Raw genomic sequence first — 16775 nt, 5'->3', positions numbered from 1 at the left:
AAAATTCAGTATATATATTCTTATTCATAGAAACCCTCCGTCCATTCTCATTACACTTATTGAAACATAAAAAACCCCGGATAAGGGACACTTTTTTATGTTTGTCCCTTATCCGGGGTTTTTATATTTTTGTTAATATATCAAATAGTTCTATTGCAATAATTGGTTCTCTAGATATTTTTCTATTAATTCAATAAATAAGTTCATAGATTTCGTATGCAATTCCTCAGATTCTGTTATAACTGAAAAATTTCTTTTTATCGGTGTCCCTTTTACATTTAATACTTGAATGGTACCAAGCATTCTTTCTTTTTTTACAGTAAGTTCAGATAAGTAACTAATTCCAAGCCCGGCTTCAACTGCTTCTTTTATAAGTTGTGTGCTGCCGAACTCCATTAGCTTGGAAGGACATATTTGTAAAGATTGAAATAATGTTTCTGTTGCCTCTCTTGTACCAGAACCTTCTTCTCGGACAATCCAATTCTCTTGTTCCACCTGTCTCCTTGTAACTTCCTTATTGAAATAAATTGGATATTTCCCCCCTGCCACGATATACATTTTGTCGGTGGAAACCGATTTTATATATATATTTCGAAGAGAAATTTCCCCCTCTACAATTCCTACATCAATCTCATGACTTGTGATTGCCTTGGCTATATCCCTTGTGTTGCCAATCTGTACCGAAGGGAAGATATTAGGAAATAGGTTTTTCATTCTTGCAAGTATATGTGGTAATACATACTCTCCAAAGGTATAGCTGGCACCAATTTTTAATGATCCTGTTGGCTCGTTATTTAATTCATTCACTAACATTGACATTCGTTTATATAAACCTGTTATTTCTTTAGCATGTAAATAGACTATTTCTCCTGCTTTAGTTAGCTGGACAGATTTGTTTGTTCGCAGAAGTAATTTTGCCCCTACATGTTTTTCCAACTGTTGAATTTGCTGGCTGACTGCAGGCTGAGTCAAATGAAGCTCTTCCGCTGCTCTGGAAAAGTTTCTTTTATCAGCTACAGATATAAATACAGATAATAGTTGATCCATATGTTCCCCTTCTCACTATCGTATTTACTTATTATAACTATAATAATCATTTATTTTCCTTATTGTAAAACATTAGTTACGATAAATTATAAATAATCCAACTAAGGGGTTGAAAAAGATTGGAACAAAAAGCGTTAATAACTCCCAGTCCAAATAAGCAAAAAAAAGCGAAAAAAAAGCTAAATGTTTCTTTGATTTCTGGAATTGGTTTTACATTGATCATAGCTGTGTTAGGTTTTATTTTGGCAGCGTTGCCAGGTCTAAATCATATTGGTCCTCTTGCGTGTGCCATTTTACTAGCTGTGGTTTACAGACAGGTTTTTGGATATCCACAAAAATTACGTACTGGTATTCAATTTTCATCAAAAATACTATTGAGATTTGCCATCATACTTTATGGTTTAAAGCTTAACATGATTGTGATATTTCATCAGGGTTTCCCCCTATTGCTAAGAGGGACAATAACGATCATTTTTTCAATTGCTGTTCTTATGATCATTGCAAAATGGCTGAAGGCAGATTTTAATCTTTCTTTATTATTAAGTCTCGGCACAGGCATTTGTGGTGCGGCTGCCATCGCGGCCGTATCGCCAATTATAAAAGCAAAAGATGAAGATACGGCTATGGGAGTAGGCATCATCGCATTAGTCGGCACAGTGTTTTCAATAATCTATACGTTAATATATCCTTTTTTATCAATTGGTCCTATTAACTACGGAAATTGGGTTGGAATCAGCCTGCACGAGATAGGCCATGTTGCATTAGCTGCTGCCCCGGCAGGACAGGATGCTCTTGCTCACGCATTACTTGCCAAACTTACACGAGTATTCCTATTAATTCCGGTTTGCTTTATCCTCATGCTTTGGATGAAAAAGAAAGGAAAAATGGAAGGGGAGGCAAGATTCGAGTTTCCATGGTTTTTAATTGGCTTTATCGTTATGAGTTTCGTGGGAAGCTATATCATTGGTAATAAGGTATTAGTATCACAAAAAGTGATGTCTTATATATCAGACTTCACATCTTTTATGTTAACAATGTCAATGACTGGATTAGGATTAAATATTTGCTTGAAAGAATTACGGACAAAAGCAATACGTCCACTTATTGCCATTATTATTACATCAGTTCTTTTATCATGGTTATCGTATATTAGTCTTTAACAAGGAATAAAAGTGTGAATTTTTACACACTGCAATACATATACGTCAGAAAATGTTCAAACCGAATATTTTTTTCTTTATTTAACTCATTAAAGATTCATGGATCATAGCAATATCGTAATTTTCCTTATTGGAATTTTGAATAATATCTGTATGGTTTTGCCCAACTAACTCAAATTTAAATGCTATTTCACTATTTTTGGAATTAAAATTTACCATGATTTCTTGAAGTATACCTTAGATAATGGGAGTAACTCCTTGTTTGTTGCATACAAGGTCTTAACAGGTCATTTCACCGCATCCCGTCGTCATATTTTTTAGCATAAAATTAAAATATTTAGTGAATTAATAATTTCGTTAATCTGATAAAAAAGGAGATGATTATGAGTATGATTGAAAACCCATTGAATAAAGAGAATGGTGAAACCTCTGTAGAGTCAGTTGAAGGTGAAGCTGCTATCAACTCTCCTAATGAGCGATACGACGCCCCTCCAACAACTCAGTCAAAAGATCCTGAATTCGATCTTTTCGGCACAGGTTTAAATGGGTATCTGTTTTAATTCAAAAAAAAATCACTAAATTAATTATTAGTAAGACAAGTTTTATCAACTTACTATAGATGACATATCTAAGTAATATAAGTAAGGCTACTCAGGATGAGTCGTTATCTTATGTCGAACTCTTCCAAAAAAAATCAATTATATGATTTTAAAGATGCTTATCCATACTTGTTTGACAAAAGACCTATAAAAACTCACAAATGCGGAATCAAACTAATAGCCTAAATCTATTTGTAAGGATAATGTGAGTATAAATCATCAACTTTGATTATTAAAAGCTTAAAGGACCATCTGAGATGGTCCTTTAAGCTTTTAGGCCTACCATTAGATCCTGGTGCAAATATGACCTGTTAGAAACATAGAATCTCATTATCCTTTCATCTAAGAATTATGAGGCTGCTCCAAATAATTTATTTCTGAATTGTAGCTGTAAACTATTCATAACCATCACCTCGTTTTATTTTATTCACATGTTCATAGAGCCTCAATGATTACTGAGATTCCTTGTCCTCCTCCGATACAGAGGGAGGCTAGTCCAAATTTCTTTCCTCGATTCCTTAACTCTTGGGCCAATGAATATATAATTCTAGCTCCACTGGCCCCGACTGGATGACCTAATGCGATTGCTCCGCCATTGACGTTTACTTTTTCCCGTTTCAATCCAAGCTCTCTCTCTACTGCAAGATACTGGGCAGAGAATGCTTCATTGATTTCGAACAAATCGATATCTTCAATATTGAGTCCTACTTTCCGTAAAGCTAATTGACTAGCAGGAACTGGTCCAATGCCCATAATATTTGGGTCTACCCCCGCAATCCCCCAGGATATGATTCTTGCCAGTGGTTTCACATTGTGATTTTTTTGTAGGAAGGATTCACTTCCAAGTATTAAGGCAGCTGCCCCATCATTTATACCACTTGCATTACCTGCCGTTACGGTCCCATCCTTTTTAAAGGCTGGTTTCAGTTTCGCTAATGCTTCAATTGAAGCATTATGGCGAATATGTTCATCTTCTAAAATGGTTATTTCCTTTCCTTTTTTGGTGAATATCGTGACAGGGGAAATCTCTTGTTGAAATCGCCCCGTCAGCTGGGCCTTTGCTGATTTTTGGTGTGATTGGACAGCCAAACTATCTTGATCGTCTCGGGTTAGTTCATATTTTTCAGCAAGAGTTTCCGCTGTTACTCCCATCCCACACCCTATATATTCATCGCTCAAAGTCTCCCAAAGCATGTCGTCCATTTGTGGAGCCTGTAAACCCGTACCAAAGCGGACATCTCGTAATACGTGAGGAGATTGGCTCATATTTTCGGTGCCCAGTGCTAGGGCGACATCAGCATCCTTTAAAATAATCGACTGAGCTGCCGATACGACCGCTTGCAATCCAGAACCGCATAAACGATTGAGAGTTAAAGCGGGGCTCTCGATTGGAACCCCAGCTTTCAAAGCAATATGCCTGGATAGATAGGAGGCATTTTTCGAAGTATGTATCACATTCCCTGCAAAAACATGCTCAACCTCATCAACTGAAATATTACTTTTTTCAATGGCTCCTTTACTTGCGATAACTCCAAGATTGATGGCAGAAACATCCTTTAATACCCCTCCAAAACTCCCGAATGGCGTCCTGGCTCCACCTAAAATATAAACATGACTCATAATTCATTCTCCTTTATTGAAGGTTGTTTGATTCGATTTGATGGACCGAATACATCTTTTCCATTTTTATTTTACCTTCTGACTTTATACCATTGTTCGGACATGATATTAATCAACGGTATATTGTATATTTTAAATGTTCCGTTAATTAACTTTAACCGTCAAAATAAATGTTGCAGGAGTACAATTGATTGCGTACCCATTCCTTCTTTTTCCTAGCCATTTTCATCATAAATGTTGAATAATTGTTGGACTGCGAGTGTGGGAGAAGTATGGCCGTTAAAAAGCAATTCTTCCATTTTAGTCATGTTTTTTTTCATCGATGGATTACCATAAAATCTCGCCTTTAATTGGTCTTCTATCATAGAATGAACCCAGTCAATCATTTGTTCTTTTCTTCTTTTTCCAAAGAATCCATTCCTACTGGTAACTTGTTTATATTTCTGAATGACCTTCCAAATGTGAGATACGCCTTCCCCTGTTAAGGCAGATACAGTAAATGCTTTGGTTTCCCAACCCTTGGTAATTGGCTGTAAGAAATGAAGGAGGCGATTGTATTCCACCTTTGCATTCATGGCAGCTTGTTTGTTTTCGCCATCCGCTTTATTAATGAAAATAGCATCAGCTAATTCCATCACCCCTTTTTTCATTCCTTGTAGCTCATCCCCTGCACCAGTCAGCATAATAACTAGGAAAAAATCCACCATGGACCGGACGGTTATTTCACTTTGGCCGACTCCGATGGTTTCGACGATTATTACGTCTTACCCTGCTGCCTCACAAATAAGAAGGGTTTCACGGCTTTTTCTAGTGACCCCTCCTAAAGTCCCGCTTGACGGTGACGGTCGAACATATGCATGTGGGTGGCGAGAAAGATGTTCCATTCTTGTTTTGTCACCTAGAATACTTCCTTTAAATACACTGCTAGTTGGGTCAACGGCTAAAACCGCTACACGGTGATTTTGCTCACAGAGCATCATACCAAAGGATTCAATTAACGTGCTCTTACCAGCCCCAGGAACGCCTGTAAAGCCGATTCGAATTGATTTCCCTGTATATGGAATCAGTTCTTTCAGCACTTTTTGTGCCATTTCCATGTGTTTGGGTAAATTGCTTTCAACTAAGGTGATCGCTTGAGCAATAATTGCACGATTTCCATTCATCACACCCTGCACATAATCATCAACCGTAAGGTGGATTCGTCTTGACGGTAAGAGTTGTTTGGATTGAATGCTTTCTTTTTCTGTCATTTAAGTAACCAATCCGAGGCGACGATTTAATTCTTCTATCACCTGTTGTTAACCGTTCCTGGTCCAAATATGGCAACTGCTCCTTTTTCTATTAAGTAACTGTAATCTTGAGCAGGAATAACACCGCCAATCACGACGGCAATATCTTCACGGCCTAAACGCTTCAGCTCTTCCACGACTTGAGGAAGTAATGTTTTATGACCAGCAGCAAGAGAGCTCATCCCTAGAACATGTACATCATTTTCCACGGCCTGTAAGGCTGCTTCCTCTGGGATTTGGAATAAGGGACCAATATCAACATCAAAACCAAGGTCTGCAAATGCAGTCGAAATCACTTTAGCTCCACGGTCATGTCCGTCCTGTCCCATCTTTGCAATCATAATCCGGGGGCGCCGGCCTTCATTCTCTTCAAATTGATCGGACATTTCACGGGCAATTTTCACTTGTTCCTCTTCCCCAAAGTCTGCACTGTACACTCCGCTAATAGAACGAATAATTGCTTTATGTCTCCCTACTACTTGTTCGTATGCATTCGAAATTTCTCCTAGGCTCGCTCTAGCGCGAGCTGCATTTACCGCTAGCTCTAAGAGGTTGCCTTCTCCAGTTTCAGCCGCTTTTGTAATCGCTTGAAGTGCTGCCTCTACCTTTGCTTTATCTCTTTCCGCCCGGAGCTGTTCTAAGCGGCGAATTTGCGCTTCACGGACAGCAGTATTATCAATATCTAATATCTCAAGCGGATCCTCTTTTTCTAAACGGTATTTATTCACTCCAATGATCGATTCTTTACCAGAATCAATATGCGCCTGTCTTCTAGCAGCTGCTTCTTCAATTCTCATCTTTGGCAGGCCTGTTTCAATAGCTTTTGCCATTCCGCCAAGTGCTTCGATTTCTTCAATATGTTCCCAGGCTTTTTCAAGTAATTCAGCCGTAAGTGACTCTACGTAATAGGAGCCGCCCCATGGGTCCAATACGTTGGTTAACCCCGTTTCATCCTGAAGGTATAATTGGGTATTTCGAGCTATTCGGGCAGAAAAATCGGTTGGTAAGGCAATCGCCTCATCCAGTGCGTTCGTATGCAGGGATTGTGTATGACCAAGAGCAGCAGCCATCGCTTCAATACAGGTACGTGAAACATTATTGAATGGGTCTTGCTCTGTTAAACTCCATCCAGATGTTTGCGAATGGGTTCGAAGTGCTAACGACTTTTCATTTTTCGGGTAAAACCTTTTCATTAGCTTCGCCCAAATTAAACGAGCTGCGCGCATTTTAGCCACTTCCATATAGTAATTCATTCCGATTGCCCAGAAGAAGGAAAGACGTGGAGCAAATCGATCAATATCAATCCCTGCTTTTAAACCTGTTTTGACATACTCTAATCCATCTGCAAGGGTATAGCCCAACTCTATATCGGCCGTAGCCCCCGCTTCTTGCATATGATAACCGGAGATGCTAATTGAATTAAATTTCGGCACATGCTTGGATGTGTATTCAAAGATATCTGCTATAATTTTCATTGACGGTTCTGGAGGATAAATGTACGTATTACGAACCATATATTCTTTTAATATATCATTTTGTATTGTTCCAGAAAGCTTCTCTTGGGGTACTCCTTGTTCTTCAGCAGCCACGATGTAAAAAGCCATGATTGGCAGGACAGCTCCGTTCATCGTCATTGAAACAGACATTTGGTCTAATGGAATTCCATCAAACAAAATCTTCATGTCTAGTATGGAATCAACGGCAACGCCGGCTTTACCCACATCGCCAACGACTCTAGGATGATCCGAATCATACCCACGATGTGTAGCTAAATCAAAGGCGATCGAAAGCCCTTTTTGTCCTGCAGCTAAGTTTCTGCGGTAAAACGCATTACTTTCTTCCGCCGTAGAAAAGCCAGCATATTGACGAACCGTCCAAGGTTGTGATTTATACATAGCTAGGTAGGGACCTCGAAAGAATGGTGCGATCCCTGCCATATAATCCAAATGATTCATTCCTATTGTGTCCATATTTGTGTAAAGAGGTTTAACATCAATTTTTTCATAAGTCGGAAAAGCTAAATTATCAAAATGCATATCAGAAATTTTCTCGGCATGTTTACTCCACTCGCTAAATTCTCCTTCTATTTCATCTGTATATGCTACTTGGGTAAAATCTGGTTTTGTCATGAAACAGCCACACCTTTCTTCTGTAGAAGTTGACTTAATATGTCATAGCAATTGGAGCCAACATGAACAAATTCAGTTATTCCAGCCTCTTTAAATCTGACTTCATCTACTTCGCTAGGCTTTCCTGCTAATAATACGGTTATTTGTGCATCTGTTTTTTTTATAGACATTGCAAGTGGAATGGCAGCTTGTTGATAGTCTTCATCTTTTCCACAAATGATTACAAAATCTGCCATGGACGCAACGACTGCCTCGGCTGCTTCTTTTATAGAACCAAATCCATTGTTTTGAATAACATCGAAACCACCTACTTCAAAAAATCCTGCAGCAAAATCTGCTCGCACTTTATGATCTGAAATAGGTCCTAAGTTTGCTAGAAATATAATCGGTCGTTTTCCAGTTTTCTGTGCCATTTCATCAATGGATTGACGAAGTTCTTCAAACTGAAGTGTACCTCTGGTTGGCTTGATTGCTTTAACACAAACCGCAGCTTCTGACTTCCTACCTGTTGCTTTGGCTATTTCACCTAACGATGCACCTTGTTTTGCTGCTCGGATCGCGGTCTCTGTTTTATTTGAGCTTACGGATAAACTTCCTACCGATATATGTGCTCGGCCAACTACTTGATTAATATGATCATTAATTTGGGGCGTTTCATTTAACGCTATCCAATCTACCTCTTTTTCTGCCAAATTCACATACATATTGGTGCCAACGAAAATATCTTTTCGGTGAGCGATGTTCCTCACTCGCTTTGAAGCTGTTTGTTGAACCACATTTTGTGGGAATTCTTTTATTAATGTCTGGATAATCCCACCTTTTCGCTCTGTTTCCTGGAAAAGTTCCCATGCCTTTTTGGCCACCTCATTTGTCAGTACTTCTACGTACCAAGAGCCACCGGCTGGATCGATTGTCTGCGCAATATGAGCTTCTTCTTTTAAAATAATGGAGGCATTCCGTGCAATTCGTCGCGAAAAAGCGGTAGACTTTTGAATCGCTTCATCAAAGCAACTAACATGAATGCTGTCAGCTCCACCGACTGCTGCAGAAAATGCTTCTGTTGTAGCACGCAGCATATTCACATAGGGATCAAAAACAGTTTTTGTCCATGCAGATGTTCGGGCATGCATCGTCATCTTCTGGGCTTCTTCATTCCCACCAAACGTTTCTACAATTCTGGCCCAAAGAGTCCTTGCGGCCCGAAGTTTGGCAATTTCCATAAAATAACCGGATCCGATTGAGAACGAAAAACGAATACTGCTGGCGGCTTTATTTATATCAATTCCTTGGGAAGTTAGTGCTTGTAAATATCCAACACCTGTTGATAAGGAAAAAGCTAATTCTTCAACCGCACTACTTCCACCGTCATGATAGACATTTCCATGGATTAGAACTGTTTGTAAATGGGGGGTATTCTCATTTGCCCATTTTGTTATGTCTGCCATCAATATATAACAATCTTCCAACTCGTAAGCCAATGTTCCACTTGCTACCAGTTCCGAGATTGGATCCATTCCTATACACCCATGTAAATCCTCCACTTGTCGTCCGGACTGTTCTAGATGAGCGATAATCAAAGCAAGGATTGGCAATGAATTTGCCCCAGCACCTACGTGAATAGGAACTATACTTAAGTCAATATCTTTTAGTGCATCGGCTATATCGGTTACCCCTGAAATCGATAGTCCTGCTTTCCCTACTTCTGAAGTAGCTTCACTCGCATTTATTCCACGTTTCGTTGGTGTATCAAGGACAATATTTAATGAGGTTTGACCCTTGCTAAGGTCATGCCGTGCTACTTTATTAAAAGAAGTAGGTATTCCAACATTGATTTCCTGATTGATTTCCCATCCATCTATAAGCGTTTTAGTGCCGCGAGTAAAAGGAGCCATATCTGGCAAAGACTGCAGAAAGGGAAGATTGGCGGCATCCTCCTTTCGATACATCGGCTGAAGTAAAATTCCTTCATATGTTTCTGTAATGAGTCTTTTTTCAAAAGAAGCTCCTTTTAAAGATTTTTCTGTTAGGTCACGCCACTGTTCATAACTTGGGATCTCAAATTCTGAAAATTGGTCCACTAATTTTTTATCCATTTTAAGTTGCGGTAAGCATCAATCACCATGCTATCGCTCTCTCCCTTCTAAACCATTTAACGGTAGGCGTTTTTTTCATTTGTCGTCTTTACACGTTTTTCTTCTATTAATATAGGTAGTTCATAACCTATTAAAGAAAAGATTTATAAAGGGATATTTCCATGCCTTTTCTTAGGTAATGCTTTCTTCTTGTTTTTTAGCATTTCCAATGCACTAGCGATACTTTTTCTCGTATCCCTCGGGTCAATTACATCATCAACAATGCCATTAGCTGATGCGACGTAAGGATTGGCAAAGCGTTCGCGATATTCATTTATTTTTTCTTGCCTAAAGGCCTCCGGATCTATACTTTCACTAATCTCTTTTGCAAAAATGATATTGGCCGCTCCAGCTGGTCCCATAACCGCAATTTCTGCATTAGGCCAAGCAAATACTAAGTCTGCCCCGATTGCTTTACTGTTTAAGGCAACGTAAGCCCCACCATATGCTTTTCGAAGAATCACGGTAATTTTGGGAACCATAGCTTCCGAATAGGCATATAAAATTTTCGCTCCATGCCGGATTATCCCGCCATGCTCTTGTTGAATTCCTGGGATAAACCCACTCACGTCTTCAAATGTAATTAGAGGAATCTTAAAGCAATCACAGAATCGGATAAAGCGAGCACATTTGTCAGATGAATCAATATCAAGTCCACCAGCCATCATCTTCGGATTATTTGCGATAATACCGACTGTATCGCCGTTTATACGGCCAAAGCCAACGACAATGTTTTTAGCGAATTTCGGCTGAACTTCCATGAAATTTTGATCATCGACAATTAAATGAATCACCTTACGCACGTCATAAACCTTCGTTCCATCAATCGGGACAACATCAAGTAGTTCATCGATTCTTTCAGCTAAAGGAATTTTATTTACTGGCTCTTTGTAAGGTGGCTTTTCTTCATAGTTTGATGGCAAGTAGCCAATTAATCTCCTGACTTGGTTTAATACATCTTCTTCTGTTGGTCCAGTAAAATGGGCATTTCCACTTATTGTGGAATGAACGGACGCGCCACCTAGATCCTCACTATTAATTTTTGCTCCCGTTACCGACTCAATTACCTTTGGACCTGTAATAAACATTTGACTTGTTTTTTCTACCATGAAAACGAAATCTGTAATCGCAGGAGAATAAACAGCCCCCCCGGCACAGGGTCCCATAATCACGGATATTTGTGGGATTACGCCTGAATAAATGGAGTTTCGATAGAAAATGTGTCCATATCCGTCTAGTGATAAAACACCTTCTTGAATTCGTGCTCCACCTGAGTCATTTAACCCGACTATAGGTGCTCCATTTTCTGCTGCTAAATCCATGATTTTGGTAATCTTCGTCGCATGCATTTCGCCAAGGGCTCCACCGAAAACAGTAAAATCTTGAGCAAAAAGGAAAATGAGGCACCCACCAACCTTACCGTATCCTGTAACAACCCCTTCTCCAGGAGCCTCACTTGATCCATATTCAAGGCCGCGATTTTCTATGAATGGGTTTATTTCAACAAATGTTCCTTCATCCACTAATATTTCGATACGCTCTCTAGCAGTAAGCTTCCCGCGTTCATGCTGGGCATCAATCCGTGTATAACCGCCCCCCAGCTTCACTTTTTCCCGTCGCTCTTCCATAATCTCGATTTTATCGAACATATCCATGCTGTGAGTCCTCTCCTATCATGTTTAAATTTTATTGCTTATGCTGTTTTTACGAGGAACAAGGGCTGACCATATTCAACAACCTGACCGCTTTCCACAAAGATTTCAACAATTTCACCACTAACTTCCGCTTCCAGCTCATTCATAAGCTTCATGGCTTCCACAATACATAGCACTGTGTCTTCCTTTATTTGATCTCCCACTCTTACATAGACATCAGAATCAGGTGATGGAGCCGCATAAAATGTTCCCACCATTGGGGAAATAATTTTATGAACCGATGTTTCCTCAGTAGTTGTCGATGGTGTTTGTATTCCTTCCTGCTTTTGAATGGGGGCGGCTTCAACTTTCACAGGTGCAACAGGAATAGTCGCTGGGACTTGTGTTTCTTCGATAAGCGTTACTTGTCCGACATTCACTTGTTTACTAATCGATATTTGCTGCTCATTTTCACCTTTAATCGTTAATTCTCCAATTGAAGAACGGTCCACTGCCCGAATTAATTCTTTAATGTCATTCATTTTAAACATAATAAAAACTCCTTCTATAATTTATTTTCTGTTATTTTTTCTTACTCATTTCAGATTTCTCAGTCCCGATTATCCGGTCATTCTCATCAACAATTCCCAAAAATTGTTTTTCCACCATTACCTCTTCACTTTACTAAATAATCTAGTGCTACTGAATACTTCAAATCACCTCTAGTTACTTAGTGGAAGCCGTTAAATCATTCATCTCTAAAAATTCCGTGTTAAAATTACCAGCTTTAAAATCCCGATGTTCTAATAAGCGAAGGTGGAAAGCGATTGTTGTATCAATTCCTTCAATTACGAACTCGCTTAAGGCTCGCTTCATCCTTGCAATTGCTTCTTCCCGATTCTTTCCATGTACGATTAATTTGGCAATCATCGAATCATAAAATGGTGAAATCGTATATTCTGGATAAACTGCGCTATCGACTCGGATTCCAAATCCACCTGGAGGTAGGTATAATCGAATTTTCCCAGGGGATGGCATAAAGTTTTTATCAGGATTTTCTGCATTAATCCGGCATTCGATGGCCCAGCCATTGATATGAATATCTTCTTGTTTGACAGATAGCCTATGACCTGAAGCAACTAGTAATTGTTCTTTGATTAGGTCTACTCCTGTTATAAGTTCTGTAACTGGGTGTTCAACTTGAATACGGGTATTCATTTCCATAAAGTAAAAGTTTTTATGTTTATCTAGTAAAAATTCAATCGTCCCTGCACCTGAATATTGTACGGCCTTCGCGGCTTTTAATGCCGCCTCACCCATTTTCGTCCTTAGTTCTTCATCAAGTGCAGGGGATGGCGCTTCTTCAATTAGCTTTTGATGACGTCTCTGGATTGAGCAATCACGTTCACCTAAATGCACGACATTGCCAAAGGAATCACCCATAATTTGGATTTCAATGTGTCGAGGCTCTTCAATGTACTTTTCTAAATAAACACCTGCATTACCAAAAGCAGTAGCTGCTTCTTGCTGTGCCATTGAAATTGCTTTTTTTAATTCTTCCTCGCATTCAGCGACTCGCATCCCTTTTCCACCACCACCAGCAGTGGCTTTAACAATAACGGGATACCCGATACTTCTTGCAATAAACTCAGCTTCCTCAATGTCTTCAATAATCCCATCCGTACCTGGAACAATTGGTACGCCAGCGGCTTCCATCGTTTCCCTCGCTACCGCTTTCGCCCCCATCTTACTGATTGCCTCAGGTGATGGTCCAATAAAAATGATATCGTTTTCAATACATATATTGGCAAACTCCGCACTTTCTGCTAAAAATCCGTAGCCAGGATGGATAGCATCTGCATGTGATACTTGAGCAACTATTAACAAATTTGTCATATTCAAGTAGCTCTTGGATGAAAGGTGTGGTCCAATGCAATAGGCTTCATCTGCTAGACGTACATGCAAAGCTTCACGATCTGCTTCAGAATATACAGCGACCGTAGATATCCCCATTTCCTTACACGCCCTAATGACACGGACAGCAATTTCTCCTCGATTAGCAATAAGAACCTTTTTAAACATATCCAGTTTCCTTTCCAAAAGTGTTGTCTATCAATTATTCCATTGATAGCAGAATTTTTATTGAGAAGAGATTCACTTATTAATCAGGAGTAATACATGTTCTATTCCAGATCTGTTTAAGAATTTACTAATACTTTTCTAATTTCTCTCGTTAGAAGCGGAATCAACTCAAACAAATCCCCCACAATACCGCAGTCCGCTACTTGTAAAATTTAGGCTTCGGGATCTTTGTTAATCGCAGCGAGAACTTTAGAGTTAGATACCACGGCTAAATGCTGAGTGGCACCTGAATTTCCGTAAGCAATGGACAAATCAAGGATTACGACTTTTCAAGTCTGTCCGATTTGAAGTTAATAATCTCAATATTCAGCACCTGCACATCCCCCAATTCCTCAAGCGGTTGTGTTCTATCAATTAGGGTCGGCAACGAGCTATAAGGTTGGATTTACAAATCGCTTCATGGCAAAACCGCTTCAAAAATTCCAAAGACTTTTATGTCACCTTCACTGTTTTATACCTGTACTTCACCCACAACTACTTTATCAGCCCTTTTTCTCTACCACTTTGCCAACAAACCTCCATTTTTCTTCAAATCATAACTGCCATGGTAATAAATGATTTGCAAGAAAGTGAGCGGAACAGGAGTACCATCATAACCGGCATCCTTAGCTGACTCCAAGCTGCAGAAAAATGGGGTTTTCATCCCCTATTGCAATCATCAATTTTTTTATTTTTCCTTTTTACACTGCCATGCTGCAAGGCTCTAACTCGAGCACAAGTAAATCTTTCACGTTTGCAAGCCCATTTGCCGGTTTTTAATTGGTTAATTTTGAGCTTTTTCTATGCTTTAAGCAGATTTCCGGCAATAACTAGACGCTGAATCTCTTGAGTCCCTTCATAGATTTGGGTGATTTTAGCATCTCTCATAAATCGTTCTACAGGGTATTCCCTTGTGTATCCATATCCGCCGAATACTTGAACAGCCTCCACCGCAACTTCCATGGCGGTGTCTCCAGCAAAAAGTTTGGACATGGCAGAGTGAAGTCCGTAAGGAATTCCTTGATCCTCACGCCATGCTGCCTGATACGTCAATAAACGGGCAGCTTCGATTTTTGTGGCCATATCGGCTAATTTGAATTGAATAGCCTGAAGTGAGCTAATCGGTTTTCCGAATTGGACGCGATCCTTTGCAAATGCGACAGCATTATCAAATGCTCCTTGAGCGATTCCAACAGCTTGGGAAGCAATTCCGTTCCGACCGCCGTCGAGAGTCATCATGGCAATCTGGAACCCTTCACCCACTTGGCCCAAAAGATTGTCCATTGGAACGCGGCAGTCCTCAAAAATGACCTCTGTCGTGGAGGAAGAGCGAATGCCTAGCTTTTTTTCCTTCTTTCCTACCGAGAAACCTGGGAAGCCCTTTTCCACAATAAACGCAGAAATGCCTTTATGCTTTAGTGCCGAGTTGGTCTGTGCGAAAACGATGTAAGTGTCGGCATAGCCTCCGTTGGTGATAAAGATCTTCGATCCGTTCAAGACCCATTCATCTCCGTCTAGAACGGCTGTTGTTCTCATTCCACTGGCATCAGATCCGGATCCAGATTCCGTCAAGCAATACGCACCAATGTTTTTTCCTTCCGCCATTGCCCGTAAATATTTTTGCTTTTGATGTTCCGTTCCAAACTTGTAAACCGGCCATCCAGCTAACGATGTATGTGCGGAAAGTGCGGTCCCAATTGAAGCGTCAACTCGAGACAATTCCTCCACCGAGATCACATAACTCAAGTAATCGGCACCTGCACCGCCGTACTCTTCTGGCCAAGGAATGCCGCATAAACCAAGTTCCGCCATCTTGTGCCAAATCTTGATATCAAAGTATTCCTCTTCATCACGTTGAGCAGCAGTAGGTTCACATTCGTTTAGAGCAAACTCTCGCACCATTTTTTGCATCATCTGATGTTCCTTAGATAATAAAAAATTCATTATTAGCCCCCTTTTTTGATTTTTATTATTCCAAACATGATATCTTTTGAAAAACTTTGTAAGCCATTTGCCATCGTAAGTCTAAAGATAATACTTTTTAAAACTCCAACCCTTTCTAGGATAGGGCTTTAATGTTGTTTAACTTTTTGTTCGATAAGCTTCCGGGAATAGATGGTTACCCATTTCCTTGGCAGCAATCCCACAGATTTAGCCATGAGTTTATTTTTAAAGCCTGGAATGATCACAGTTTTATTCTTCATTAACCCATCATATCCGCACTTGGCAACAACTTGAGGTTCTATTAAGTTCTTAATGAAAATTTTTGTTCTTGTTGAAGCCAACCCTTGCGTAAGCGGCGTTTTGGTTGAAGGGGGACATAATACAGAAGCTTGAACTCCGGTTCCTTTAAGTTCTTCCGCAATTGCTTCCGTAAAGAATAAGACGTAAGATTTGCTGGCCCCATACATCGACATCCGTGGGGTTGGCTGAAAAGCTGCTGTTGAAGCCACGTTTAAAATTTTACCTTGCTTTCGTTTCACCATGTCATCCGCAATAAGTCTAGTCAAATACGAGAGAGAGATCATGTTGAGCTGCAGGTATTCCATTTCTTTTTTAATATCCAATTCCGTCATCAACCCTAATCCGCCAGCTCCAGCATTATTAATCAAAATATCAATGTCGATTCCTTCGCTTTTCAAGTATCGATACAAGCCCTCTACCGCTGTATAACTGCTCAAATCGCCGGCAAAAGTATTCACTTGCACGCCATATTCCTTTTTTAAACTCTCGGCTTGTTGGTCCAACAACACCGAATCTCTGGCAACTAATACCAAGTTGTAACATTGCTCTGCAAAAACTTTTGTGAATTCATATCCAATCCCTTTTGTAGCACCAGTAATCAAAACCGTCTCTGCTGTCATTATCATTATTCCTCCTAACTGAATTATCTGTTAAATAAGAATATTGGGAATTTTTAAATATTATTACGTTAATGATTATACTTATAAGTTTTAATTAAATAAAATTAAAAATATTAATGTATAAATTATTATTATTAATATTTAAAGAAAAAGCCTAGAAAAGGAGAAGCCTCTTCGTCA

The 16775-nt window shown here is 39.6% G+C and carries 11 protein-coding genes and 2 pseudogenes; 2 read left to right on the top strand and 11 right to left on the bottom strand.

Going from position 1 to position 16775, the window contains the following annotated elements; translation table 11 throughout:
- Positions 1-150: 150 nt before the first annotated feature.
- Positions 151-1047: a LysR family transcriptional regulator gene (locus AC1DIV_RS00295; protein ID WP_340876133.1), complete on the bottom strand. Its 897-nt coding sequence runs from the start codon at positions 1045-1047 to the stop codon at positions 151-153.
- 119 nt (positions 1048-1166) lie between these two features.
- On the opposite strand from AC1DIV_RS00295, the gene AC1DIV_RS00290 reads away from it, so the two are divergent.
- Both AC1DIV_RS00290 and AC1DIV_RS00285 read left to right on the top strand, forming a co-directional pair.
- Positions 1167-2207, top strand: a complete 1041-nt coding sequence (locus AC1DIV_RS00290) for a YeiH family protein (protein WP_445670117.1) — start codon at positions 1167-1169, stop codon at positions 2205-2207.
- A gap of 383 nt (positions 2208-2590) precedes the next feature.
- Positions 2591-2767 carry a hypothetical protein gene (locus AC1DIV_RS00285; RefSeq protein ID WP_158226102.1) on the top strand — a complete coding sequence of 59 codons (177 nt, stop codon included), beginning with the start codon at positions 2591-2593 and terminating at the stop codon, positions 2765-2767.
- A gap of 474 nt (positions 2768-3241) precedes the next feature.
- Here the strand turns inward: AC1DIV_RS00285 and AC1DIV_RS00280 are convergent, their stop codons facing one another.
- The 10 genes and pseudogenes from AC1DIV_RS00280 to AC1DIV_RS00235 all read right to left on the bottom strand — a co-directional run bounded on the left by AC1DIV_RS00280 (position 3242) and on the right by AC1DIV_RS00235 (position 16595).
- Entirely contained in the window at positions 3242-4426 is a 1185-nt protein-coding gene (locus AC1DIV_RS00280; protein ID WP_340876131.1) for an acetyl-CoA C-acetyltransferase, read from the bottom strand.
- A gap of 215 nt (positions 4427-4641) precedes the next feature.
- Positions 4642-5676 (bottom strand): annotated as a pseudogene (gene meaB, locus AC1DIV_RS00275) (methylmalonyl Co-A mutase-associated GTPase MeaB).
- A gap of 38 nt (positions 5677-5714) precedes the next feature.
- Positions 5715-7844 carry a methylmalonyl-CoA mutase gene (gene scpA, locus AC1DIV_RS00270; RefSeq protein WP_445670116.1) on the bottom strand — a complete coding sequence of 710 codons (2130 nt, stop codon included), beginning with the start codon at positions 7842-7844 and terminating at the stop codon, positions 5715-5717.
- Positions 7841-9937, bottom strand: a complete 2097-nt coding sequence (locus tag AC1DIV_RS00265) for a methylmalonyl-CoA mutase family protein (protein WP_477575595.1) — start codon at positions 9935-9937, stop codon at positions 7841-7843. Before AC1DIV_RS00265 ends, scpA begins: the two co-directional genes overlap by 4 nt.
- Before the next feature lie 143 nt (positions 9938-10080).
- A complete protein-coding gene (locus AC1DIV_RS00260) occupies positions 10081-11631 on the bottom strand; it encodes an acyl-CoA carboxylase subunit beta (RefSeq protein WP_340876128.1) in 1551 nt (516 codons plus the stop codon).
- Between the two features lie 38 nt (positions 11632-11669).
- Entirely contained in the window at positions 11670-12161 is a 492-nt protein-coding gene (gene accB, locus AC1DIV_RS00255; RefSeq protein ID WP_340876127.1) for an acetyl-CoA carboxylase biotin carboxyl carrier protein, read from the bottom strand.
- Positions 12162-12336: 175 nt separating this feature from the next.
- Positions 12337-13692 (bottom strand): acetyl-CoA carboxylase biotin carboxylase subunit, encoded by a 1356-nt coding sequence (accC, locus tag AC1DIV_RS00250; protein ID WP_340876126.1) that lies wholly within the window; start codon positions 13690-13692, stop codon positions 12337-12339.
- Between the two features lie 116 nt (positions 13693-13808).
- Positions 13809-14042 (bottom strand): annotated as a pseudogene (locus AC1DIV_RS00245) (electron transfer flavoprotein subunit alpha/FixB family protein); the annotation flags it as partial.
- Positions 14043-14532: 490 nt separating this feature from the next.
- Positions 14533-15675, bottom strand: coding sequence for an acyl-CoA dehydrogenase (locus tag AC1DIV_RS00240; protein WP_340876124.1), 1143 nt, complete (start codon positions 15673-15675; stop codon positions 14533-14535).
- Between the two features lie 128 nt (positions 15676-15803).
- The gene (locus AC1DIV_RS00235) at positions 15804-16595 is read right to left on the bottom strand and encodes an SDR family NAD(P)-dependent oxidoreductase (RefSeq protein WP_340876123.1); all 792 of its coding nucleotides are present in this window, start codon (positions 16593-16595) and stop codon (positions 15804-15806) included.
- Between the last annotated feature and the right edge of the window lie 180 nt (positions 16596-16775).

The organism is Peribacillus sp. 05N428, assembly GCF_056397085.1.
The sequence above is the reverse complement of the archived record's forward strand: the minus strand, read 5'-3'. Positions and strand labels throughout refer to the sequence as shown.

Coding starts and splice junctions, on each gene's coding strand:
- AC1DIV_RS00265 (WP_477575595.1), bottom strand. CDS start 9,937: ATGGATAAAAAATTAGTGGACCAATTTTCAGAATTTGAGATCCCAAGT.
- accC (WP_340876126.1), bottom strand. CDS start 13,692: ATGTTTAAAAAGGTTCTTATTGCTAATCGAGGAGAAATTGCTGTCCGT.
- AC1DIV_RS00240 (WP_340876124.1), bottom strand. CDS start 15,675: ATGAATTTTTTATTATCTAAGGAACATCAGATGATGCAAAAAATGGTG.
- accB (WP_340876127.1), bottom strand. CDS start 12,161: ATGTTTAAAATGAATGACATTAAAGAATTAATTCGGGCAGTGGACCGT.
- AC1DIV_RS00280 (WP_340876131.1), bottom strand. CDS start 4,426: ATGAGTCATGTTTATATTTTAGGTGGAGCCAGGACGCCATTCGGGAGT.
- AC1DIV_RS00260 (WP_340876128.1), bottom strand. CDS start 11,631: ATGGATATGTTCGATAAAATCGAGATTATGGAAGAGCGACGGGAAAAA.
- AC1DIV_RS00285 (WP_158226102.1), top strand. CDS start 2,591: ATGAGTATGATTGAAAACCCATTGAATAAAGAGAATGGTGAAACCTCT.
- AC1DIV_RS00295 (WP_340876133.1), bottom strand. CDS start 1,047: ATGGATCAACTATTATCTGTATTTATATCTGTAGCTGATAAAAGAAAC.
- AC1DIV_RS00235 (WP_340876123.1), bottom strand. CDS start 16,595: ATGACAGCAGAGACGGTTTTGATTACTGGTGCTACAAAAGGGATTGGA.
- scpA (WP_445670116.1), bottom strand. CDS start 7,844: ATGACAAAACCAGATTTTACCCAAGTAGCATATACAGATGAAATAGAA.